Origin of the sequence: Hymenobacter aquaticus (assembly GCF_004765605.1) — a bacterium.
Classification (GTDB): Bacteria; Bacteroidota; Bacteroidia; order Cytophagales; family Hymenobacteraceae; genus Hymenobacter; species Hymenobacter aquaticus.
The window spans coordinates 166,247-186,921 of the sequence record NZ_SRLC01000001.1 but is presented as its reverse complement, the minus strand read 5'-3'; the positions used below and the strand labels follow the sequence as shown (position 1 = coordinate 186,921).

General features: G+C 62.3%; 26 protein-coding genes. 16 read left to right on the top strand and 10 right to left on the bottom strand.

The genetic code is table 11. The features are described 5' to 3' along the window. Positions 1–14 precede the first annotated feature (14 nt). The 6 genes from egtB to E5K00_RS00810 all read left to right on the top strand — a co-directional run bounded on the left by egtB (position 15) and on the right by E5K00_RS00810 (position 5,978). Positions 15–1,307 carry an ergothioneine biosynthesis protein EgtB gene (gene egtB, locus E5K00_RS00835; protein WP_135460729.1) on the top strand — a complete coding sequence of 431 codons (1,293 nt, stop codon included), beginning with the start codon at positions 15–17 and terminating at the stop codon, positions 1,305–1,307. A 45-nt stretch (positions 1,308–1,352) separates the two neighbouring features. Next, positions 1,353–2,333 carry an L-histidine N(alpha)-methyltransferase gene (gene egtD / locus E5K00_RS00830; RefSeq protein WP_135460727.1) on the top strand — a complete coding sequence of 327 codons (981 nt, stop codon included), beginning with the start codon at positions 1,353–1,355 and terminating at the stop codon, positions 2,331–2,333. 49 nt (positions 2,334–2,382) lie between these two features. Beyond that, positions 2,383–3,489: a pyridoxal phosphate-dependent aminotransferase gene (locus E5K00_RS00825; RefSeq protein ID WP_135460724.1), complete on the top strand. Its 1,107-nt coding sequence runs from the start codon at positions 2,383–2,385 to the stop codon at positions 3,487–3,489. Positions 3,490–3,565: 76 nt separating this feature from the next. After that, entirely contained in the window at positions 3,566–4,933 is a 1,368-nt protein-coding gene (locus tag E5K00_RS00820) for an MATE family efflux transporter (protein WP_135460722.1), read from the top strand. 106 nt (positions 4,934–5,039) lie between these two features. Continuing rightward, positions 5,040–5,609: a DUF922 domain-containing protein gene (locus tag E5K00_RS00815; protein WP_135460720.1), complete on the top strand. Its 570-nt coding sequence runs from the start codon at positions 5,040–5,042 to the stop codon at positions 5,607–5,609. 24 nt (positions 5,610–5,633) lie between these two features. Beyond that, positions 5,634–5,978, top strand: a complete 345-nt coding sequence (locus tag E5K00_RS00810; protein WP_135460718.1) for a tRNA-binding protein — start codon at positions 5,634–5,636, stop codon at positions 5,976–5,978. Between the two features lie 17 nt (positions 5,979–5,995). Here E5K00_RS00810 and E5K00_RS00805 read toward each other — a convergent pair whose 3' ends face one another. Then, a complete protein-coding gene (locus tag E5K00_RS00805) occupies positions 5,996–6,361 on the bottom strand; it encodes a DUF4296 domain-containing protein (protein ID WP_167856689.1) in 366 nt (121 codons plus the stop codon). 91 nt (positions 6,362–6,452) lie between these two features. On the opposite strand from E5K00_RS00805, the gene E5K00_RS00800 reads away from it, so the two are divergent. The 5 genes from E5K00_RS00800 to E5K00_RS00780 all read left to right on the top strand — a co-directional run bounded on the left by E5K00_RS00800 (position 6,453) and on the right by E5K00_RS00780 (position 10,773). After that, the gene (locus tag E5K00_RS00800) at positions 6,453–7,301 is read left to right on the top strand and encodes a DUF58 domain-containing protein (protein WP_245328177.1); all 849 of its coding nucleotides are present in this window, start codon (positions 6,453–6,455) and stop codon (positions 7,299–7,301) included. A 2-nt stretch (positions 7,302–7,303) separates the two neighbouring features. Then, positions 7,304–8,224, top strand: coding sequence for a hypothetical protein (locus E5K00_RS00795; RefSeq protein ID WP_135460712.1), 921 nt, complete (start codon positions 7,304–7,306; stop codon positions 8,222–8,224). A 32-nt stretch (positions 8,225–8,256) separates the two neighbouring features. Next, entirely contained in the window at positions 8,257–9,306 is a 1,050-nt protein-coding gene (locus E5K00_RS00790; protein ID WP_167856688.1) for a vWA domain-containing protein, read from the top strand. A gap of 308 nt (positions 9,307–9,614) precedes the next feature. Further along, complete coding sequence (locus E5K00_RS00785; RefSeq protein ID WP_135460710.1) at positions 9,615–10,295, top strand: YggS family pyridoxal phosphate-dependent enzyme; 681 nt, start codon at positions 9,615–9,617, stop codon at positions 10,293–10,295. Between the two features lie 100 nt (positions 10,296–10,395). Continuing rightward, positions 10,396–10,773, top strand: a complete 378-nt coding sequence (locus E5K00_RS00780; RefSeq protein ID WP_135460708.1) for a DUF423 domain-containing protein — start codon at positions 10,396–10,398, stop codon at positions 10,771–10,773. A gap of 144 nt (positions 10,774–10,917) precedes the next feature. On the opposite strand, the gene E5K00_RS00775 is transcribed toward E5K00_RS00780, so the two are convergent. The 6 genes from E5K00_RS00775 to E5K00_RS00750 all read right to left on the bottom strand — a co-directional run bounded on the left by E5K00_RS00775 (position 10,918) and on the right by E5K00_RS00750 (position 15,387). Beyond that, positions 10,918–11,463, bottom strand: a complete 546-nt coding sequence (locus tag E5K00_RS00775; protein WP_135460706.1) for a DUF1573 domain-containing protein — start codon at positions 11,461–11,463, stop codon at positions 10,918–10,920. A 165-nt stretch (positions 11,464–11,628) separates the two neighbouring features. Beyond that, complete coding sequence (locus E5K00_RS00770; RefSeq protein WP_135460704.1) at positions 11,629–12,291, bottom strand: DUF4136 domain-containing protein; 663 nt, start codon at positions 12,289–12,291, stop codon at positions 11,629–11,631. 96 nt (positions 12,292–12,387) lie between these two features. Beyond that, a complete protein-coding gene (locus E5K00_RS00765; RefSeq protein ID WP_135460702.1) occupies positions 12,388–13,821 on the bottom strand; it encodes an ATP-dependent DNA helicase in 1,434 nt (477 codons plus the stop codon). Positions 13,822–13,856: 35 nt separating this feature from the next. Continuing rightward, the gene (locus tag E5K00_RS00760) at positions 13,857–14,198 is read right to left on the bottom strand and encodes a hypothetical protein (protein WP_135460700.1); all 342 of its coding nucleotides are present in this window, start codon (positions 14,196–14,198) and stop codon (positions 13,857–13,859) included. 217 nt (positions 14,199–14,415) lie between these two features. Further along, on the bottom strand, positions 14,416–14,946 hold the full coding sequence (locus E5K00_RS00755; RefSeq protein ID WP_135460698.1) for a hypothetical protein: 531 nt from the start codon (positions 14,944–14,946) through the stop codon (positions 14,416–14,418). A 3-nt stretch (positions 14,947–14,949) separates the two neighbouring features. After that, a complete protein-coding gene (locus E5K00_RS00750) occupies positions 14,950–15,387 on the bottom strand; it encodes a PaaI family thioesterase (RefSeq protein ID WP_135460696.1) in 438 nt (145 codons plus the stop codon). A gap of 91 nt (positions 15,388–15,478) precedes the next feature. Here E5K00_RS00750 and E5K00_RS00745 point away from each other — a divergent pair, with 91 nt between their 5' ends. From E5K00_RS00745 to coaD, 4 genes are all read left to right on the top strand, one after another. After that, positions 15,479–16,069: a DUF4126 domain-containing protein gene (locus E5K00_RS00745; RefSeq protein WP_135460694.1), complete on the top strand. Its 591-nt coding sequence runs from the start codon at positions 15,479–15,481 to the stop codon at positions 16,067–16,069. A 27-nt stretch (positions 16,070–16,096) separates the two neighbouring features. Continuing rightward, complete coding sequence (locus E5K00_RS00740) at positions 16,097–16,621, top strand: NUDIX domain-containing protein (protein WP_135460692.1); 525 nt, start codon at positions 16,097–16,099, stop codon at positions 16,619–16,621. A gap of 125 nt (positions 16,622–16,746) precedes the next feature. Beyond that, positions 16,747–17,610, top strand: coding sequence for a DUF3822 family protein (locus E5K00_RS00735; protein ID WP_167856687.1), 864 nt, complete (start codon positions 16,747–16,749; stop codon positions 17,608–17,610). Between the two features lie 92 nt (positions 17,611–17,702). After that, positions 17,703–18,182, top strand: a complete 480-nt coding sequence (gene coaD / locus E5K00_RS00730) for a pantetheine-phosphate adenylyltransferase (RefSeq protein ID WP_135460688.1) — start codon at positions 17,703–17,705, stop codon at positions 18,180–18,182. Here the strand turns inward: coaD and E5K00_RS00725 are convergent. Further along, a complete protein-coding gene (locus E5K00_RS00725; protein WP_135460686.1) occupies positions 18,179–18,661 on the bottom strand; it encodes a hypothetical protein in 483 nt (160 codons plus the stop codon). The two genes, coaD and E5K00_RS00725, sit on opposite strands and share 4 nt — an antisense overlap. A gap of 22 nt (positions 18,662–18,683) precedes the next feature. Then, positions 18,684–19,388: an NUDIX hydrolase gene (locus E5K00_RS00720; RefSeq protein WP_135460685.1), complete on the bottom strand. Its 705-nt coding sequence runs from the start codon at positions 19,386–19,388 to the stop codon at positions 18,684–18,686. Between the two features lie 206 nt (positions 19,389–19,594). Here E5K00_RS00720 and E5K00_RS00715 point away from each other — a divergent pair, with 206 nt between their 5' ends. Further along, positions 19,595–20,107: a metallophosphoesterase family protein gene (locus E5K00_RS00715; RefSeq protein ID WP_135460684.1), complete on the top strand. Its 513-nt coding sequence runs from the start codon at positions 19,595–19,597 to the stop codon at positions 20,105–20,107. Between the two features lie 266 nt (positions 20,108–20,373). Here the strand turns inward: E5K00_RS00715 and E5K00_RS00710 are convergent, their stop codons facing one another. Continuing rightward, complete coding sequence (locus E5K00_RS00710) at positions 20,374–20,559, bottom strand: hypothetical protein (RefSeq protein WP_135460683.1); 186 nt, start codon at positions 20,557–20,559, stop codon at positions 20,374–20,376. Between the last annotated feature and the right edge of the window lie 116 nt (positions 20,560–20,675).

Below are 20,675 nucleotides of genomic sequence, written 5' to 3'. Positions count from 1 at the left end.
TCCCCTTCTTTGCTATGACCCTCGTTTCCTCCCTGACGGCCCCCACTACCGACGCGCTGCTGGCCCGCTACCAGGCCGTACGCCACCAGACCGAAACCCTGTGCCGCCCATTGCTGCCCGAAGACACGGTGGTGCAGCCCGTCATTGATGTGAGTCCGCCGAAGTGGCACCTGGCCCACACCACCTGGTTTTTCGAGACCTTCCTGCTGGGTCAATACCAGCCCGGCTACCAGGTTTTTCACCCCGAATACGCCTTCCTGTTCAACTCTTACTACAACTCGCTGGGCAGCCGCGTAAACCGGGCCGATCGGGGCACCCTTTCCCGGCCCGCGCTGGCCGAGGTGTATGCCTACCGCGCCCACGTCGATGCCCGCATGCAGGAGCTGCTGAGCCGGGCCGACACCCTGCCCGAGGCGTTCTGGGAAGTGCTGGAGCTGGGCCTGCAGCACGAGCAGCAGCACCAGGAGCTGCTCGTCACCGACATCAAGTACATTCTGAGCACCAGTCCGTTGGCCCCGGCCTACCTGCCACTTTCCTCCGACGCGCCGGAAGCTGAAACCGGTCCGCCGCCCGTGGCCTGGCTGCCGGTGCCGGGCGGCGTGTACCGCATCGGCTACGAGGGCCCGGGGTTTTGCTTCGACAACGAGCACGCCCCGCACGAGACGTACGTGGCCGACTTCGCGCTGCAAAACCGGTTGGTAACCAACGGTGAGTACCTGGAATTTATGCGGGCCGGGGGCTACGCCGACTTCCGCTACTGGCTGGGCGAAGGCTGGGACCTGGTGCAGCAGCAGCAGTGGCAGGCCCCGCTCTACTGGGTAGAGCGGCCCGAGGGCTGGTTCCGCTTCACCCACCACGGCCTGCGCCCCGTGGATATGGCCGCACCCGTGACGCACGTCAGCTTTTACGAGGCCGATGCCTACGCTCACTGGGCCGGGGCGCGGCTGCCCACCGAGCCGGAATGGGAAATTGCGGCCCGCCGTTTCCGGCCCGAAGCGGCCGACGGCACCTTTCTGGAAAGCCGCAGCTTCGACCCGCAGCCCCTGCCCGCCACGGCCGCGGCCGACCAGTGCCACCAGCTGCTCGGCGACGCCTGGGAGTGGACGTATTCGGCATACCACCCCTACCCCGGCTACGTGCGCGCGGCCGGGGCGCTAGGCGAGTACAACGGTAAGTTTATGCTCAACCAGCTGGTGCTGCGCGGCGGCTCCTGCGCCACGCCCGAAAGCCACATCCGCCTGACGTACCGCAACTTCTTCCACGCCGATAAGCGCTGGCAGTTCACGGGCATCCGGCTGGCGCGCTAAGCGGCGCTTACTTCCTCTTTTCCTCTCTCCTCTCTTCCCCTTTTCATGTCTGCTTCCTCTCTCCCGGCAGTTGCTCCTTCCGATCTGGCCCGGCACGTGGCCCAGGGCTTGCGCCGCACCCCCAAAACGTTGTCGTCGATGTACTTCTACGACGACGCGGGCAGCCAGATTTTTCAGCAGATCATGGCCCTGCCGGAATATTACCCCACCCGCACCGAGTTTGGCCTGCTCACCCAGCACCAGGTGGCCATTGGCAAGGCGCTACGGCCAACTGACCCCGCCGAGCCTTTTTTCCTGCTGGAGCTGGGAGCCGGTGACGGACTGAAAACCAAGATCCTGCTGCGCCACCTGCTCGATACGGGTGCGACGTTCACCTACGTGCCGGTCGATATTTCGGGCGCTGCGCTGGAGGGCCTGGTGGCCAGCCTGCAGCAGGAGCTGCCGGCCTTGCGCGTCGAGCCCCAGGTAACGGACTACGCCACGGCCCTCACGCTGATGGCGGCCCGCCCCGGCCGCAAAGCCGTGCTGTTTCTGGGCTCCAACATCGGCAACTTCCTGCCCGCCGACCGACGCGAGTTTCTGCGCAACCTGGCCCAGCCCCTCACCCCCGACGACCGGCTGCTCATGGGCTTCGATCTGCAGAAAGACCCGCGCCAGATCCGGGCGGCCTACGACGATGCGCAGGGCGTCACGGCGGCTTTCAACCTGAACCTACTCACCCGCCTGAACCGGGAGCTGGGGGCCGATTTCGACCTCGCCGCCTGGCAGCACTACACCGACTACGACCCGCTCAGCGGCGCGGTACGCTCGTTTCTGGTCAGCACGCGGCAGCAGCAGGTGCGCATCGAGGCCCTGGGCGAAACCGTGGCCTTCGACGCCTGGGAAGTGATTCACACCGAAAACTCCTACAAGTTTACCCGCCACCTCATCGAGCAGGCCGCCGCCGACGCGGGCCTGGGCGTGCAGCACTTCTTCACCGACCAGCACGACTACTTTGCCGACGTCGTGCTGGCCCCGCAAGGGTAATCGGGTTGAAAAGCGGTAGTTTCTGCACCGGTTTGCGGTAGTTTCGCCCATGACTTCTTTCCCGGATACTATCAGCCTGGCTTCGGGCTACGGTAACTTCACGACTCCCCCGGCCGCCTTGCAACAGGCCACCACGCTGTTGCAGGGCGGCCCGTTGCCGCTCAGTCCCATCGAAGGGCTGCCGGCGCTGCGGGCGGCGCTGGCGGCGCGCTACCAGCGCCAGGGCGCGGCCGTAGCGCCCGAGCAGATAGTAGTGACGCCCGGGGCCAAGCCGGCCCTGCTGGCGGTGCTTAAAGCCCTGCTGAGCCCCGGCCACGACGAAGTGCTGCTGCTGACGCCCAACTGGTTTGGGTTTCAGGGGCTGGTGGAAAAAGCCGGGGGCACGCTCCGCACCCTGCCCCTCGACCCCGCCACCGACTACGCCCTCGACGTTGCGGCCGTGCAAGCCGCCCTTACGCCCCGCACCCGGGTGCTGCTGCTGAGCAACCCCAACAACCCGACCGGCCGCGTGTATCACCGCGCCGAGCTGGCGGCCCTGCTGCACCTCACGCGCCAGCACCCCCAGCTAATGGTGCTGGCCGACGAGATTTACGACGGTATCTGCTTTGGCCCCGACCGGGTACCCTCCCTGCTGGAATTCGACGACCCGCTGAGTCAGCACGTAGTGGTCAGTGGCTTCTCCAAGTCGCTGGCGCTTATTGGCTGGAGCGTGGGCTACCTCGTGGCGCCGGCGGCCGTGGCCCGGCAGTGCGCGGCCTGGCAGTTTGCCACCGCCGCGGCCGTTTCGGCCGTGTCGCAGGCGGCGGCGCTGGCCGCTACCGAGCAGGCCGAAAGCATTAGCGCCGGGCTGTGCGCCGGGTTGCGGGCCAACCGGGAGCGGATGGTGGCGGCGCTGGCGGCAATGCCTTCGGTGCGCCAGCAGCTGCCCCAGGGCACCTACTACGTCTTCCCCGACTTCCGGGCGTTTCTGAATCCGGCCCTGCCCCTACCGGCGGCCTCGGCCGACCTGGCGGCCCGGCTGCGGGCCGGCGGCGTGGAAGTCGTGGACGGGGCCAGCTGCGACGCGCCGGGCTTTTTCCGGATTTCCTACGCCGTGCCCGAGCCCGAGCTGCGCGAGGCCCTGCGCCGGCTGACGGCCGCGCTGCCCTTGCGCTAACCCGGCTTATTTCGGATTTCTGGCGCGGCGGCCAAGCGGGGGTCGTACCTTTGCGCCTCGTTTTTTGCTTTTGCCCATGCCCCTTTCCCAGATTCGCCCCCACATCAAACCCACCCTACTGCTGGCCTACCCCGTGGTGTTGAGCCAGCTGGGCCACATTCTGGTTAGCGTCTGCGACAGTGTGATGGTGGGCCAGACCGGCAAGCTGCCCCTGGCCGCCGTGTCGCTGGGCGTCAGTGTCAGCACCGTGGTGATGATTTTCGGCATGGGCCTGTCCTTCGCCATTACGCCCCTGGTAGCCGCCGCCGACGGCAAGCGCGACATTCCGGTGCTGGGCAACCTGCTCACGGGCGGCGTGTGGCTGAGCGCCGTGGCGGGCCTGGTGCTGGCCGGCGTGGGGTTTCTGGTGGCACCCTTCCTCAAGTACCTCGACCAGCCGGCCGAGGTGGTGGCCCTGGCCGCGCCCTGGGTGCGGGTCACGTTTTTGTCGTTGTTTCCCCTGATGATTTTCCAGGGCTTCAAGCAGTTTGCCGAAGGCCTGGGCCTCACCCGCCAGGCCATGACGCTGTCGTTGCTGGCCAACGTGGTGAATGCCCTGCTCTGCTACGCCCTGATTTTCGGCAACCTCGGCGCGCCCCGCCTGGGCATGATGGGCGCGGCCTGGGCCACGCTGGTAGCCCGCATCCTGATGGCCCTGTTTATGGCTACCTACGTGCTGCGGGCCCAACGCCTGGCTCCTTACCGCGCGGCCGCCACGCACTGGCTGCGGCCCGATCCGGCCACGATTCGCCGCCTGGTGAGCCTGGGCGCGCCCATCGGGGTGCAGATGATGTTTGAAATGGGAGCTTTCAGCTTTTCGGCCATTATGATTGGCTGGCTGGGTGCCACTTCCCTGGCCGCCCACCAGATTGCCATCAACGTAGCTTCCGTCACTTATATGGCGGCCAGCGGCATCGGGGCGGCGGCTACTATCCGGGTTGGTAATTTTCGGGGACACGGCGACGCCAACGGAGCCCGGCAGGCGGGCTTCACGGCCTACCTCATTACCTTCTTGTTTATGAGTACCATGGCGCTGCTGCTGATTGGCGGCCGCCACCTGATTCCGCACTTCTACAACCACGACCCGGAAGTGGTAGCCCAGGCGGCCACCCTGCTGCTCATTGCGGCCCTGTTCCAGATTTCGGACGGCTTGCAGGTAGTGGGGCTGGGCGCGTTGCGGGGCCTGGAAGACGTGAAAGTGCCTTCCGTGGTAGCTCTGCTGGCCTATTGGGCGGTGGCGCTGCCCTTCGGCTACTGGCTCAGTACCCGCCTGCACCTGGGCGCTACCGGCGTCTGGATCGGCCTGCTCACGGGCCTGACGCTGGTGGCCGGCATGCTGCTGTGGCGCTTCCGCCAGCATAGCGCCTCGCTGGTTATGGCAGCGCCGGCACCGGTGGCCAGCTAATCTGATGAAGAGAATGTAGCTGGGTGGAATTGAAATTCGGCGGATGTAGTTTTGCCCGTACGCCCTGTGCTGACGCACCTTCGATTGTACTTTTCTGCTATAGCTAATGTTCTTTTTCTCTTTCCTGCTGACCTTCCTGCCCTTCCAGGGCCCGCAACCGGCCGCGCCCAAGCCCAAGCCCACAGTCAAACCAGCCCCGGTCCTGATTGGCTGGTCGGCTGACCGGCCGCTGACCTGGGCCGACTTTCAGGCCAAGCCCCAACCCACCGACCAGCTGGCCGCCCTGACGGCCGCCAACATCGACGTGCAGGTGGGGTGCAAGGACTACGTGTTTTCCTCGGAGGTCAAGGCCGTGTTTATTCCGACCGAATCGTGGGTGCGCGACAAGGGCAAAGCCTCGCCGGAGCTGCTGCGCCACGAGCAGCTGCATTTCGACATCACCGAGCTGCACGCCCGGATGCTGCGCCAGAAAATCAGCCTCATCAAGCTGGATTGCGAGCATCTGAACCCGGCCTTTAAAAACCTGACTAACGCGTCGTTTTCGGCCTGGAAGCGGGAGGAGTTCAACTACGACCGGGAAACCAACCACGGCCTGAACACGGCCAAGCAAACCTACTGGGAAACGCAGGTGAAGCAGCGCCTGGCCCTGCTCGACAAGTTTGCCGTGCAGCCTTAGGCGCGGGCGTCGTAAGTTGCGGCCATGAATTCAGAACCGATTTCCTGGGCCGACTTTGAACGCGTCGACCTGCGCGTGGGCACCATTCTCGAAGCCCGCGAATTTCCTGAGGCCCGCAAGCCCGCCTACCAGCTGCTCATCGACCTGGGCCCCGAGTTGGGCCCCAAACGCTCCAGCGCCCAGATTACCCACCATTACCAGCCCGCCGACCTGGTAGGCCGGCAGGTGCTGTGCGTGGTCAACTTCCCGGTGAAGCAGATCGGGCCGTTTCGCTCGGAGGTGCTCGTCACGGGCGCGCCCGATGCCGAGGGCCACATCGTGCTGGCCACGCTGGCCGGGCCGGTGCCCAACGGCAGCCGGCTGGCCTAGCGGCGCGCTTTTCGCGCTTACTGCTTGGGCATGGTCTGCATCTTCACCTTGCGCATGGCCAGGCTGTCGAGCACGATGCCGTACATTTCGTCGAGGTCCTTTTCGTGCACGGCGTAGTAGCGGTAGCTCTGCCAGAACGTGGAATCGGACACCTCGTGGCGCCACAGCATGTCTTTCTGGAGTTGGTTGAACAGGGCCTGGGACGAGTCGGCGCGCAGGCGGGCCGCTTCCACCCGGCTTTCGTTCAGGTGCACCTCTACCAGCATCTGAATCATTTTTTCTTTGGGCAACAGATTGGAAGGCGGCACGGCCTCTTCCGGCCGCTGGCAGCCGGCCAGCAATGCACTCAGAATCAGGCCCAGGCAGATAGGAAGCTTTTTCACGTGTGCAAAGTTAGGAGGAACCCGTAGTTTAGCTGAAATGAATTCACCGGCCCTTACTCCTTTCCAACAACTCGTCCGGAAGCTGCGGCAGATGGAAATACGCATTCTGAAAGCGGCGGATGCGCAGTTGCAGGGCGATTTTCATTCCGTATTCAAAGGCACTGGGCTGGAGTTCGACGACGTGCGCCTCTACCAGTACGGCGACGAGGTGCGGGCCATCGACTGGGCCGTATCCAGCAAGGGCCACGGCACCTTCGTCAAAACCTACAAGGAAGAACGGGAACAGTCGGTTTTATTGCTGCTCGACGTGAGTGCCTCCCAGCAGGTGGGCGCCGCCGGCCGCCGCAAGCTCGACGTGGGCCGGGAAATCTGCGGGATTCTGGCCCTGGCCGCCGCCCGGCAGGGGGCCCAATTGGGTATTCTGGCTTTTTCCAGCCAGAAAGAGCTGTACCTGGCCCCCGGCAAAGGCATTCACCACGCCTATTCGCTCATCAAGCGCCTGTTTGACCTAGAGCCCCGCTCCCGCCAGACGGCCGTAGGCGGCGGCATCAAGCAGGCCCTGGGGTTGCTCAAGCGCCGCAGCATCATCCTGCTCATCTCCGACTTTATCGACACCAACTACGAGCGGGAGCTAACCATGCTGGCCCGCAAGCACGATTTGATTGTGCTCCAGCTGCTCGACAAGCGCGAAAAGGAGTTTCCGCCCCTGGGCATCGTGCCCTTGCTCGACCAGGAAACCGGCCGTACCGTGTGGGTCAACACCTCGGCCGAGTCGTTTCGGAAGCGGTACCGGGCCACCTACGAGCAGAACCGGGAGCAAATCGGCCAGATCTGCCGCCGCCACCGCACCGAGTTCCTGTCCATTGCCACCGACTCGGATTTCGTGCCGCAGCTGGTGCGGCTGTTTCGGCGGCGTAACCAGCGGGGCGGCCGGGCGTAGGTATGCGGCGTCTTTTCCCTTTGCTGGCCGGCGTGCTGCTGGCACTTCCCGGCGCCGGCCAGGCGCCGCCAACCGACTCTACGCAGGTGCCCCGCAGCCGCTTTATGCGGCCCGGCACCCGGGTCGGCGAAATCATCGACTACGAGCTGAGCTACGCCCACCGGCCGGGCTTGGAAGTTATTTTCCCCGATTCCACGGCCGAGTTCAAGCCGTTTGAGTACGTGGGCAAAACCTTCTACCCCACCCGCACCAGCCGCGGTCAGAGCGTCGACCGCACCGTCTACCACCTGCGCACCTTCACCCTCGACCCGGTGCAACGCCTGAGCTTGCCCGTGACGCTGCTGCAAGGCAACGACACCGTGACCGTGCCCAGTACGGCCGCCTCGGTGCGGCTGCAGCGCACGGCCCCGCCGACAGCCGGCCCGGAAGCGCCGGCCCTGCGCCAGAACACCCGGCTGGTGCCGGTGCCCACGCAGTTCAACTACCCCTACTGGCTGGCCGGCACGGGTGTGGTGGCGGTGCTGCTGGGCGGCGTGTTCATCGGGTTCCGGGGGGCGTTGCGCCTGCGCTACCAGCGCTACCGGCTGCGGAAAAACCACGCGTATTTCCTGGCCCAGTACGCCCGCCACATCGAGCGGTTTACCTTGTCCCGGTCTTTGATCAACATGGAGCGGGCCATTACGCTCTGGAAAAACTACCTGACGGGCCTGGAAGACAACACCATCAACAGCCTTACTACCAAGGAAATAGTAGCCCACTACGAGAACGACCACGACGTGAACACCGCCCTGCGCATCACCGACCGGGTTATCTACGGCAACCAGTTTACGGAGGAGGAATCCGAAACTGACCTGGCCTTCGTGCTGCTGCGCGACTTCGCCCAGCGGCGCTACGACTTGGTTTCGGCCCGCCTGCGGGCGTAGATTGCCGCTTTCTTTCCCTTTATCCACCGCGCATGAATCAGCTTTGGCAACGCTTCCTGGCTCCGATGGTGGATGGGCTGCGCTACGCCACGCTCACGAGCTACAGCTGGCAGCAGCCGCGCCTGCTGCTGCTCATGGCCCTGATTCCGGTGCTGTTTCTGGTGCGCTGGCTGCTGGTGCACCGCCGCCGGCCCCGCCTCGGGGTGGCCTTCGTGGCCGGCGAGCTGCGCCCCGACTACAGCGCGGTGCTGCGCTTCCTGCCCGACGTGGTGCTGGGCCTGAGCCTGGCGCTGGGCATCGTAGCCCTGGCCCGCCCCCAGCGCACCGACGAGCGGGTGGTGCAAACCGGACAGGGCATTGATATTCTGCTGCTGGTGGACGTCTCGTCGTCGATGGAGCTGCAGGACTTGAAGCCCAACCGGCTGGAGGCGGCCCAGCGCGTGGCCCGCGAGTTTGTGGATGGCCGCTCCGGCGACCGAATCGGGCTGGTCGTGTTTGCCGGCGACGCCTACTCGATGGTGCCCCTGACCACCGACTACGAGCTGCTGCGCGAAAGCCTGGCTGGCCTGAAGCTGGGCATGATACCCAACGACGGCACGGCCATCGGCACAGCCCTAGGCGTGGCCACCAACCGCCTGCGCGACTCCCGCAGCCGCACCAAGGTCTGCATCCTGATTTCGGACGGCGAAAACACGGCCGGCAGCCTCGACCCGCTCACTGCCGCCCAGCTGGCCCACGTCTTCGGCGTTAAAATCTACACCATTGGGCTGGGCAAAGACGGCTTCGTACCCTACGGCCAGGACGAAAACGGCCGCCCGCGCTTCGTGGAAACCCAGCTCGACGAAACCACCATGCGGCAGCTGGCCCAGGCCGGCGAAGGCCAGTTTTTCCGGGCTACCGACAACGGCGCCCTGCGCGGGGTGTTCCGCCGCATCGACCAGTACGAAAAGTCCGAAATCAAGCAGACCCGCTACCGCAACACCAAAGACTATTACCGCATCTATTTGTTCTGGTGCGTGGGCCTCTGGTTGCTCTGGCTGGCCCTGAAAAACACGTTTCTCACCAACTCCCTGGAAGACTAGCTGTTAATGTGCTCAGGTGCTAATGTGATTGAATGTGCTAAACGTGTGATGTGAGCATTCTGCGCCTGAAGCAGAGACGAAGCAATCCGTCCGCTGCGCAGTACGACCCGTTTTTCTCCCACTGAGTTTCTTTTTCTGTCAGCAACAATCGAAGCTTTCCACCTTAGAAGGCTGAGCACATTTCACAGGACGGATTGCTTCAGTTCTGCCTCGCAATGACACCGAAAGCATTAGCACATTTAACCCACATTAGCACCTGAGCACATTACTCACATTTCCCACATTAGCACATCAGCACATTAGAAAGAATGATTTCCGATAACCTTCACTACTTCGAAAGCCAGTTGCAGGGCACCAAGGCCCGGCTGGTGGCCGTCACCAAAACCCACCCGGTAGCGCTGCTGCAGGAGGCTTACGATGCCGGGGGCCGCCTGTTTGGCGAAAATAAGGTGCAGGAGCTGGTAGCCAAGCAGCCCGAGCTGCCCGCCGACATTGAGTGGCACCTCATCGGCCACCTGCAAACCAACAAGGTGAAGTACGTGGCGCCCTTCGTGCACACCATCCAGAGCATCGACAGCCTGAAGCTGCTCCAGGAAATCGAGAGGCAGGCTGCCAAGCACGGCCGCGTTATTCAGGGCTTGCTGCAGTTTCACATTGCCGCCGAAGAAACCAAGTTCGGCCTGTCCTTGGCCGAAGCCGAGGAAATCCTGGAATCGGAAGCCTACCGGAGCATGCGCCACGTGCAGCTGACCGGCGTAATGGGCGTAGCCACCAACACCGACGACGAGCAGCAGCTGCGCCGGGAGTTTCGGGAGCTGCGGGGCTACTTCGAGCACCTGAAGGCGCGTTATTTCGCGCAGCAGCCCGCTTTCCGGGAAATATCCATGGGCATGAGCTCCGACTACCGCCTGGCCCTGGAGGAAGGCAGCACCTTAATTCGGGTGGGCAGTGCTATTTTTGGCGCCCGCAACTATGGAGCTGTTAGTTGATAGTTGTTGGTTGTCAGTTGTTAGGGCTATTTCAAAACCAACACTTGTCAACGAACAACTGTCAACGAACAACTGACAACCAACAACCAACAACTAACCTATGACTGCTCGTCTGATCATTCAACTGGCGGCCCTGCTGGGCGGCTCCGGCGTTGCCATTGGGGCCTTTGGGGCCCACGGCCTGCGCAAAATGCTGGAAGCCTCCGGCCGCTTCGACACCTTCGAAACCGCCGTGCGCTACCAGTTCTACCACACGCTGGCGTTGCTGGCCGTTGGCATCCTGCTGGCCCTGCGCCCCGAAATGAAAAGCCTGAGCACCACGGCCTGGCTGTGGCTGGGTGGCGTCATCATCTTCAGCGGCTCGCTCTACACCCTGTGCTTCACCGGCATCACCAAGCTGGGCGCCGTGGCTCCCTTGGGCGGTCTGCTACTCATTGCCGGCTGGATCAGCCTGTTACTCGCCGCCCGCCAGATTTAATGTGCTGATGTGCGGAATGTGGGTAATGTGCTAATGCCCTACTCGTATTATGGCTCACGCCTCGCAGGGACAGGCTAAATAAACTAAAAAGGGTGTTTCGCAGCTGCGAAACACCCTTTTTTTGCTTGTGCGGCGAAAAGCTGACTACGAAGACTTGCGCTTGGCTTTGATCTTGTTGTCGCCGATTTTCGACTTCTGCTTGGCATCCTTCTCGTCCATCACGCCGTTGGTCTTCGACTCCACGGTCATCGTGGGCGTAGCGTTGGCCGAGGCGGCGTCTTTCACTTCGCCGACCAACGATACCATAGCGTTGCCGCCGGCCGAGTTCGACTCCACGGTCAGCACTTTGTTCTGCATGCCCATCTTGCCGGCGCTGTTGAACTTGGCCGAGATAGTGCCGCTCTTGCCGGGCATGATGGGGTCCTTGGTCCAGTCGGGGGTGGTGCAGCCGCAGCTCACGCCGATGTTGGAAATGACCAGCGGCTGAGTGCCTACGTTTTTGAACTTGAACGTATGGTCGACCACGTCGCCCTGCTTGATGGAGCCGAAGTCGTATTTCACTTCTTCAAACTGAATCTGGGGGCCAGCTACCTTCTCCTGCGCGTTGGCGGGCTTTACGGCTGCCGACTGCGCCTGGGCGGCCAGGCCCGTGAGCGAAAGCGACAAAGCCAGAATGAGTGCCTTTTTCATGGGGTGGTTTCGTTAGTAAATTGAGGTTAACAAATTTAGAAATTTTGAGGGGTGAGCCAACTATCCTGCCAACTTTCACCGCCCCGGCAATACTCTTTTGCCACCACAACCTGCTACGCGAGCATGAGGTTCAGATGAAGAACCGAAATAACGCCGGACCTCAGCCTAGCCTTTAAATTCCTTAGAATAAGGAAACTGCCGCGAAGCCTTGCGCATGATGGTCGTCACGATGGTGTTCGTGTCGCTGCCGAAGCCGCGCGACAGCGACTTGTCGTATTTCCAGAGCAGCTCGCCGGTGGCGCCGTCGTTGATGTTGATCATCAGCTTGCCCGTGTTGGTGGGGCCGCTGACGCCAACCAGCATCGACATGGCCACGGCCGCGCCGGCCGACATGGGCTGGGTGCTGTTGAAAGTGCCGGAAATAATGCCGTCGACGCCCAGGAACTTGGCTAGCTGCTCGGGCGTGAACGTGGCAAAGTTGGCGGCCGTCACGCCGTTCTGCACCAGCAGGGCATTGGTGCGGGCAGGGTCCTGCACGTCAACGGTGATGTCATTCTCGGCTTTGCGCTTGAGGAAGTACGAGTGCAAGGCGTTCTGCACGTCCAGTCCTTCGCGCTGCTCCAGCTTGGCTACGCCTTCGGGGCCACCGTTCTTGGTTACTTCATTGGGCCGCAGCTGCAGCGTTACCGCGAAGGGCAACACGGCCAACGACTTATGACCTTTGGCCAGCGCCCCGAACTTAGGGCTGGTGTAGATTTCCCGGGTCTGGGCCGAAGCGCCCATTACCGTTAGCAGCGCGCACAGTGCGGCCAGAAGTAAGCTTTTCATAACAGAAAAAAGGGTGGATTATGAAGATGAATTTGTCGGCAAGCTACAGAAGCCGTTTCACCTTCACAATCCCCACTTCATGTGATATTGCCAGCTTTAGTAGTCTTTTTCCGCGGGCGCGTCGCCCACGAGCTTCTGGTTAAAGTTCAGCAGAAACAGCCGGTCGGAGGCGCGGGTGACGGCCGTGTAGAGCCAGCGGGCAAACTCGCTGTTCACCATATCTTCCTTCAGAAAGCCGTGGTCGACGAAGACGGCCTGCCACTGGCCGCCCTGGGCCTTGTGGCAGGTCAGGGCGTAGGCAAACTTCACCTGCAAGGCGTTCAGGTAGGGGTCTTTGCGCAGGGCCGCGCTTTTGTCGCGCTTGGTGGTGAGGTGGGCGTAATCCTCGGCAATGGTCTTGTACAGCTCGTTGCTACGGTCGGCGGGCAGGGCCGGGCTTTCGGTGTGCAGCGTGTCGAGCAGCAGCTTCACTTCCTGCTCCTCCTCGTCGGGGTAGTCCACGAACCGCACGCGGGCGTCGGCGAAGCGGAAGCCGAACTCCTCCTGCCGCCGCACGATTTTGGTGACCTGCACGAAGTCGCCGTTGGCCAGAAAGCCCATTTCCGAATCCTTGGGCAGCCAGAAGTAGTTGTTGCGCACCACCATCAGGTAGTCGCCGGCCTCGATTTCCTCCTCGGCGTCGAACAGGGTGCGCCGGATCATCTGGTTGTAGAGGTTGGCGTTCTTGTTGGAGCGGCAGATGATGGTGGTGTTTTCGTGGCCGAAATTCTTGTAGGCCCAGCGCAGGCCATCTTCCAGCTTGTCGCCCCCGACTTTGAAAATATCGGGGTAGCCGCGGGTGTAAAACTGGATGCTGGGGTGTTCCTGGCGCAGCTCTTCGCGCAGGGCCGTGGCGTTCATCAGAATACCCGATTCCTCGGCCTGGCGCATTACCTGGCGCAGCTCCACGCCGTCGACCTTGGCCTTGAAGCGGTGAGCAATCAGCTCGGGGTCGAGGGCCGGGGACAGCAGCTGGCCCACCGGCGGCAGCTGGGCCGTGTCGCCGATGACGAGGAGCTTGTTGCTGGGCTTTTCAAACACGTAGCCCATCAGGTCGTCGAGCAGGCCGTTTTCCCCGAACGACTTCTCATCGGAAATCATCGAGGCTTCGTCCACGATGTAGAGCGTGTCGGTGGTGCGGTTGGGCTGGCGCTGAAACGAGAGGCTGTCGGACGGCGTGCTGGACGTTTGGCGGTAGATTTTCTTGTGAATGGTGCTGGCCGCCACGCCCGAGTAGGCGCTCATCACCTTGGCGGCGCGGCCGGTGGGGGCCATCAGGGTGTATTTGCGCTGCATGCGGTGCAGCCACTGCACCAGGGCGCTGACCACGGTGGTTTTGCCGGTACCGGCGTAGCCGCGCAGCACGAACACCTTGCGGCCCGGCAAATCGTCCTTCAGAAACTCGTCGAGCTTGCGAAACAGCGTGGCCTGGTCCTGGGTGGGTTCAAAAGCAAAATAGTCGCGAACGGACGGGGTGCGAACAGAAAGCATACGGTAGAAAAAAGGTAGCGCGCCACCAGGGCGGTTTAATCGAGCCGGGCCGGGTTGACCTCACTCAGAATCTTCTGCAAGAACACCATTTCGGCGCTAGAAAGTCCCGCCCGGCGCGCACTATCCAGCGCCGTGGCCCGGAAAGCGGCCAGCGCCCGCGCCCGGTTGTCGGCGGTGTACATATTGGCGCTCAGGCCCCAGATCAGCTGCGGCCGCAACAGAGACTTAGGATGCTGATACAGGTAGTTGACCAGAAAAGTGAACTGGCTGTCCCAGATGCTGGTAGCAGCCACGTCGACGGCTTCCGTCACGTAACCGTCGCTGATGCAGGCGACGGAATCCAGCTTCTGCAGGGCCGGCAGCGACCTGTGTTGCACCACGGCCTGCGTCAGACTGTCAAGGTGCGCGAGGACCGTGCTGTCGTCGGCTACAGGTGGTTTTGCCGGCCCGACCGGGGCTTGGGCGGTTTCCTGAGTTGGCTTTTCCGGGCTACAGCTGTTTAGCAGCGCGGCTAGCAGAATAAGGAGCAGAGATTTTATCACAACAGCGTTAGAGTTTGAATACTAATAATTCCCATAACATGCCGGGTCAGACTTATAAGAGCTGCATATGTTCCCGAAAGATGCGCAGTCCTTGCGTCAGCACCTTAGCCAAGAACTTCTTTTCAGCCTTGTTCCACCTCGGAATATAGCGGGCCGTTCCTTCCGGGGCCAGCAGCATGCCGGTGCTGGTACCGAAAAAGAGCTTGTCGTATATTTTTCCGCGCCAGGCTTTTCGGATTTTACCCCGCTGGCCGGCAAACGGGCGGCCAGTACCATCGGCCACATCGATGAAGAAATTCCAGCCCATCAGGCATTCTTCGGTATTAATAGCTGATGTTGGGTGTTGCAGCCAATGCTTCACCCAGTCCAGATTCTGCAACTCAGGCTCGGCCGTTTCCAGCGGTATTCCCCGCTGCCGGGCAAAATCCTGGGCCTGACCGATGGTCGTAAAGACCGGAATCTGCCGCTTGGCATCCACCCACACCGCATCGTTGTAGTCGCCGGTCCACCAGATCAGGTAGCGGTCCTGCCCGTCGAGCCGGTACCACGACACGAAATATTTCCGGTTATCCTGGGCTTCCATAGTTTACTGGGGCTCCACCACGGCCATCGTGGCCGAGGCTTTGGCAATCAGCACGTCGTCGCACCACACCTCGGCCTCGCAGAAGTGCAGACGGCGGCCCGGCTTGAGCACCCAGCCCACGGCCCGCAGCGTGCCGCCGATGCCGGGGCGCAGATAGGTCGTTTTCAGCTCGGCCGTCACCACGCCGGTGCCATCGGGCACGAGCGTAACGGCGGCAAAGCCGGCGGCCAGATCAGCCATCGTAGCCACCAGGCCCCCGTGGGCGAAACCCAGGTTCTGGTGGTGGCGCTGTTCGAGCGGCACTTCAAATACCACGCGGCCGGGCTCCACGGTAGTCAGCTGGGCACCGATAAGGTGCATAAAATGTTGACGTTCCAGCTTGCGGCGGATGCGAACTTCCAGGGTTTCGACGTTTAGCTCAGATGCGGCGGTAGTACTCATGGCCCAAAGGTACGCACGCGGCCGGCGGCCGGCGCAATCCGTGAGCTTGCGTATCTTCCCGCCACGCCTCACCTGAGTTCTCGTTACGCCTATGACAACACTGGAATATTTGGTCGCCGGGGGCCTGGGTCTGGCACTGGCGGCCTGTAGCGGCTTCCGCATCTTCGTGCCGCTGCTGGCGGCCAGCCTGGCTTATTTGTCGGGTTTCCTGGCCCCGTCGCCGGGATTTGCGTGGCTGGGCACCTGGCCGGCCTTCGGGGTGCTGGCCACCGCCACCGTGGCCGAAATGCTGGCCTACTACGTGCCGGTCATCGACAACTTTCTGGATACCATTACGACGCCGGCTTCGTTTATTGCCGGCACCCTGCTGATGACCTCGGCCCTGCCCGACCTCGACCCGGTGGTGCGCTGGGGCCTGGGCGTGCTGGTGGGCGGCGGCACGGCCGGCATGGTGCAGAGTGGCACCGCGCTGCTGCGGGCGGGCTCCACGGCCACCACGGCCGGCCTGGGCAACCCGATTCTGGCCACGCTGGAAAACTTTCTGGCCGTGGCCGGTTCTGTACTGGGCCTGTTTCTGCCGCTGGTAATGGCCGGGCTGGTCGTGCTGCTGCTGCTGTATCTTGGCGGCCGGTTCCGGCGGCTGTTTTTCCGCCGTTCTTCCCCGCCGCCCGCCAATTCCTAGCTTCCTTTCTCCTATTGCTGCTCCCGTATGCTTCCTCCTTCCTCTACTCCGGCTTCTCCCACCGCCCTTCCCGATTCGCTGTTGCAGGCCTACACGGGCCAGGTGCGGGTGCGGGTTTGTGGCATGCTCATTCACCAGGGCGCCATGCTGCTGACGGCCCACCGCGGCCTGCTGCCCAATGCCCTGCCGTTCTGGTCGCCGCCCGGCGGGGGCTGGCAGTTCGGCGAAACCATTCAGGACTGCCTGCGCCGCGAATACCGGGAAGAAACCGGCCTGGAAGTCAGCGTAGGCCGCTTTCTGCACCTGCACGAGTTCAAGAATGAGACGCTGCAGGCCCTGGAGCTGTTTTTTGAGGTCAAGCTGCTGACGCCCGGGGCGGTGCCGCGGCTGGGCTCCGACCCCGAGCACAGCCCCGACACCCAGCTGCTCACGGAGCTGGCTTTTCTCACGCCCCGGCAGCTGGGCGCGCTGCTGCCCACCCAGGTGCACCCCATCATGCGCCACGTCATCAGCCCCGACGACGTATTTATTCCCCACATTCTGTTTCAGTAACGCCCGCGGCTCACGGCCACTAGCTGCTGAGTGGTTTGCGGGCCTTTCGTACCTTTAACGGCCTGATTGCCGCTTTTCTCCGCCCCGCCGTGTCTGCTAACTCTTTGCCTGCCGCCGTTTTGCCTTTGCCCGCTCCCCCCGTTGCTTTGCAGTCCCTGCGCGACGAAACGCTGGAAACCGCGTTGCCGGGCGGCTGCAACCTGTATCTGACGGCCGGCGCCAACGGTCTGCGCCTGGGCGTGGCCGACATGCGCCGCAACAAGTTCGTGGCCCTGGAAGACTACCCCGTGACCAGCGGCGCTACCTGGGCCGAGCAGCTGCAGGCCTTGGCCCAGGAACACGATTTGCTGGGCCAGACCGGCTGGAACCAAGTGCGCCTGGCCGTACAGAACCGCTCGTTTACGCTGCTGCCCGCCCCCCTGCTGCGCCCCGGCGACGAAGCGGCTTACCTACGCCTGCACCACGCCCTCGATCCTGACCACGAAACGGTGGGCAGCTACCGCCACTCCAGCCTGGAAATGGTCAGCGTATTTGCCGCCGAGCGCGCCCTGGCCAGCTGGTTTCGCGCCACCTACCCCACCGGCAAGATTCTGCACCAGACCAGCGCCCTGCTCGAAGGCATCATTCACCAGAGCGAAGTGGGCGCCCCGCGCCGCCTCTACATGAGCCTGGGGCACCAGGAAGTTACCATCGTGGCCGTGCGCGACAAGCGCCTGGAGTTCTGCAACGTGTTTGCCTTCAGCACGCCCGAAGACCTGATTTATTACACCATCCTGGTGATGCAGGAACTGCAGCTCAACCCCGACCAGGACGGCGTGGTGGTGTGGGGCGACCTGATGCACGACTCCGAGCTGTTCACCATCCTGCGCAAGTACATCCGCAACATCCGCTTCGGCAACCGCCCCTTCGACGTGGCCTACAGCTACCGCCTGAACGACGTATTCGAGTACCGCTACTTCGAGCTCTACAGCCTGCACCTCTGCGAGTGAGGGCCGTGGTAAATGAGTGAATGAGTGAGTTTCGGCTCCTGATTCGCTCGGGCATTACCCTTCACTCATTCCTTACTTCACTCATTCACCGCATGAAGCGCATTGCCCTGTTCCCCGGCTCTTTCGACCCGTTTACCAATGGCCACCTCGATGTCGTGCGGCGCGGTGCTTCCCTTTTCGACGAGGTCATCATTGCCATCGGCAACAACAGCAGTAAGTCGCGCTACCTGCCCGTGGAGCAGATGGTAGGCATGATTGAGGAAGTGTTCCGGGATGAGCCCCACGTGTCGGTGCGGGCCTACAAGGGCCTGACGGCCACGTTTGCGCGGGAAGTGGGGGCCAAATACCTGTTACGGGGCCTGCGCAACACCACCGACTTCGAGTACGAGAATACCATTGCCCAGGCCAACCGCCACGTCAACCCCGAGCTGGAAACCGTCTTTCTGATTACCTCGCCGGCGCTGGCGGCCATCAGCAGCACCATCATCCGCGAAATTCACCGCTTCGGCGGCAACGTCGACGACTTCGTGCCCTTCCGGCTACCAGCCTACGAGGTCCCGGCCGGCCACTAGCGGCGCGACACCATCCGGACGCCCGAAATGGCCTGGGGCCGCTTCGGGTCGGGCACGGGCAGCACGATGTACTCGGGGGCCGTCATCACCAGGTTGCCGCGGCGCATCAGCTCATCCTCGTCCGAACCGATCAGCACCATATCGAGCACCTTGCGCGACTTGGCGTTGAAGTTCACCACGATGGTCGAGCCGTTCTTTTCGAACGTGTTGATCCAGTCGGCGCCCTTCGTGCTTTTCATCTGCTCCCGGTTTGGCTCCAGCCCGATGGGGTCGTCCTTGCTTTCCAGCGGCGTACCCAGGGCGCGGCGCACCTGGTCGATGTTTTTGCCCACCAAAGACGGCAAATCCAGCTGGCTGGGATTCGCGGCCGTGCCCTGTTCCATTTTGGGGGCACTTTTCTCGGAGGCATTCTGACTGCCGGTGCACGCGGCAACCCCGCTCAGCAACAATACAAAAGGCAAGTAGCGGAACGGGCGCATAAGCGGGGCGTAGGGGGTTAGATTATTTTTCCTTGGCGGGTTCTTTGGTCGGCTCCGTGCCGGAAGTTTCGCCCAGGTAGTGGCGCACGACCAGGGCAATGGAGGCGTAGGCTTCGTCTAGTACGGCCAATGCTTCCTGCGGGGTCATCCAGCGCACTTCCTCGATGTATTCTTCGGCCTGGGGCTTCATCAGCGAGTCGTCGGAGCAACTCATGATGTACCAGTTCGTTTTTTTCAGGATTTTGTTGCCGTTGTAGGCGTACGAATGCCAGGTGCTGGGCAGCTCCTCCCCCATTTCCACCTTGATGTTGCACTCCTCCTCCACTTCGCGCAGGGCGCCCAGGCCCGGGTCTTCCTCCTTTTTGAGCTTGCCCTTGGGCAAATCCCACTTGCCGAGGCGGTAAATCATCAGCACCATGCCGTCCTTCACCACCAGGCCGCCAGCAGCCTTCACGATGCGGAACTGGTCTTTGAGGTGCAGAATCAGGCGCTTCTTTTTGCGGGCCAGCAGCGTCAGGGACTTCAGCTTTTTGAGCTTCTTGACTTCCATCAGCCGCAGAATCCGGTCGATGAAGGGGTCCGTCACGTCGCGCACGAGCACATCGCCGATCAGATCTTTGGAGCTGAACTCGTCCTCCGCGTTCAGAATCAGGTCGTAGCGGTGCTTGTATATCTTCTCGCTGTTCTTTTTGATGATCAGCGGAATATCGTTGATGAAGACGTTCATCGCAGGGTAATCAGGAGGGCAAAATGATGAGGAAGTGGCGCCGGGGTCCGTTGCAAAACACAGCATAAAATTTGGCAAACGGAAATCCGGAAAGCTGGGCAAGATACGGGATGCAGCCGGTTCTGTTGCCGGGCTTGCGCCCAAGGTCCCTTTTCCCAAACCTCAATTCGTCGTAAGCCCCAGACGGGTCCTACTTTTACGCGGCAATGAAAAAAATCGGTTTACTTTCGGATACCCACGGCTACTGGGATGAGCGCATCCTGCACCACCTCGCGGGCTGCGACGAAATCTGGCACGCCGGCGACTTTGGCTCGGCGGCCGTGATTGAAGCCCTGGAAACGGTGGCCCCGCTGCGGGGCGTCTACGGCAACATCGACGGCCGCGACGTGCGCCAGACTCAGCCGCTGGTGCAGAACTTCGAACTAGAGGGCCTGCGCGTGCTCATGACCCACATTGGCGGCTACCCCGGCCACTACTCGCCCGCCGCCCGGCCGCTGGTAGCGCAGGAGCGCCCCGGCCTGTTTATTTCCGGCCACTCCCACATTCTCAAGGTCATGCCCGACCCGAAGCTGGGCCTTTTGCACCTGAACCCCGGCGCGGCCGGCATGCACGGCTTTCACAAAGTGCGCACCATGCTGCGCTTTGAAGTGGCCAACGGCAAAGTGCAGCAGCTCCAGGCTATTGAGCTGGGGCTCCGCGGTGAAGTGGTGAAACGGTGAAGCTGTAAGCGGCAGTTCCGTCACGGCGTGCAGGCATGACCTTCTGCGGCGCCCATTCTAGGAACTGCCTGTTATTGCTGCCATTCTTGGCGCGTTATGACACGCAAAAAGCGCCTTCTCCCGGGGGAAAAGGCGCTTTTTTGAGGCTAATAGAACCCTACCGACGCGGAGAGCAAGCCGAGGTACAGGACACTTCCGACTTGGAATTTTCGTCCTGCCTACCAGCTTGGTTTGCGGACTATCAGCATCGTCAGCTACCCGGGAGCTTACGCTTCGGCGGTAGCGGGAGTAGTGGCTGCCGAAGTGGTGCCGCCGTTGAAGCGGGACTTCAGTTCATCAAGGTCCACGTTCTTCAGAACGGGGGTCAGGAGCAGTTGCTTGATAACGCGCTGCTTGTTGTTGGCACGCGCAATGTTCTTGCGGTGCTTCCGCTTCAGTCGGGTGACGCTCATATCCGGGTCGGTTAAAGTCTTTTTGTAAAGGAGGGGCAAAAGTAAGTCTTATTTTTGAATCGGGAAACACTTGTTTTGTCTTCCTTGTCTTCTTCCGTTCCCTTTTCCTCCCGGCT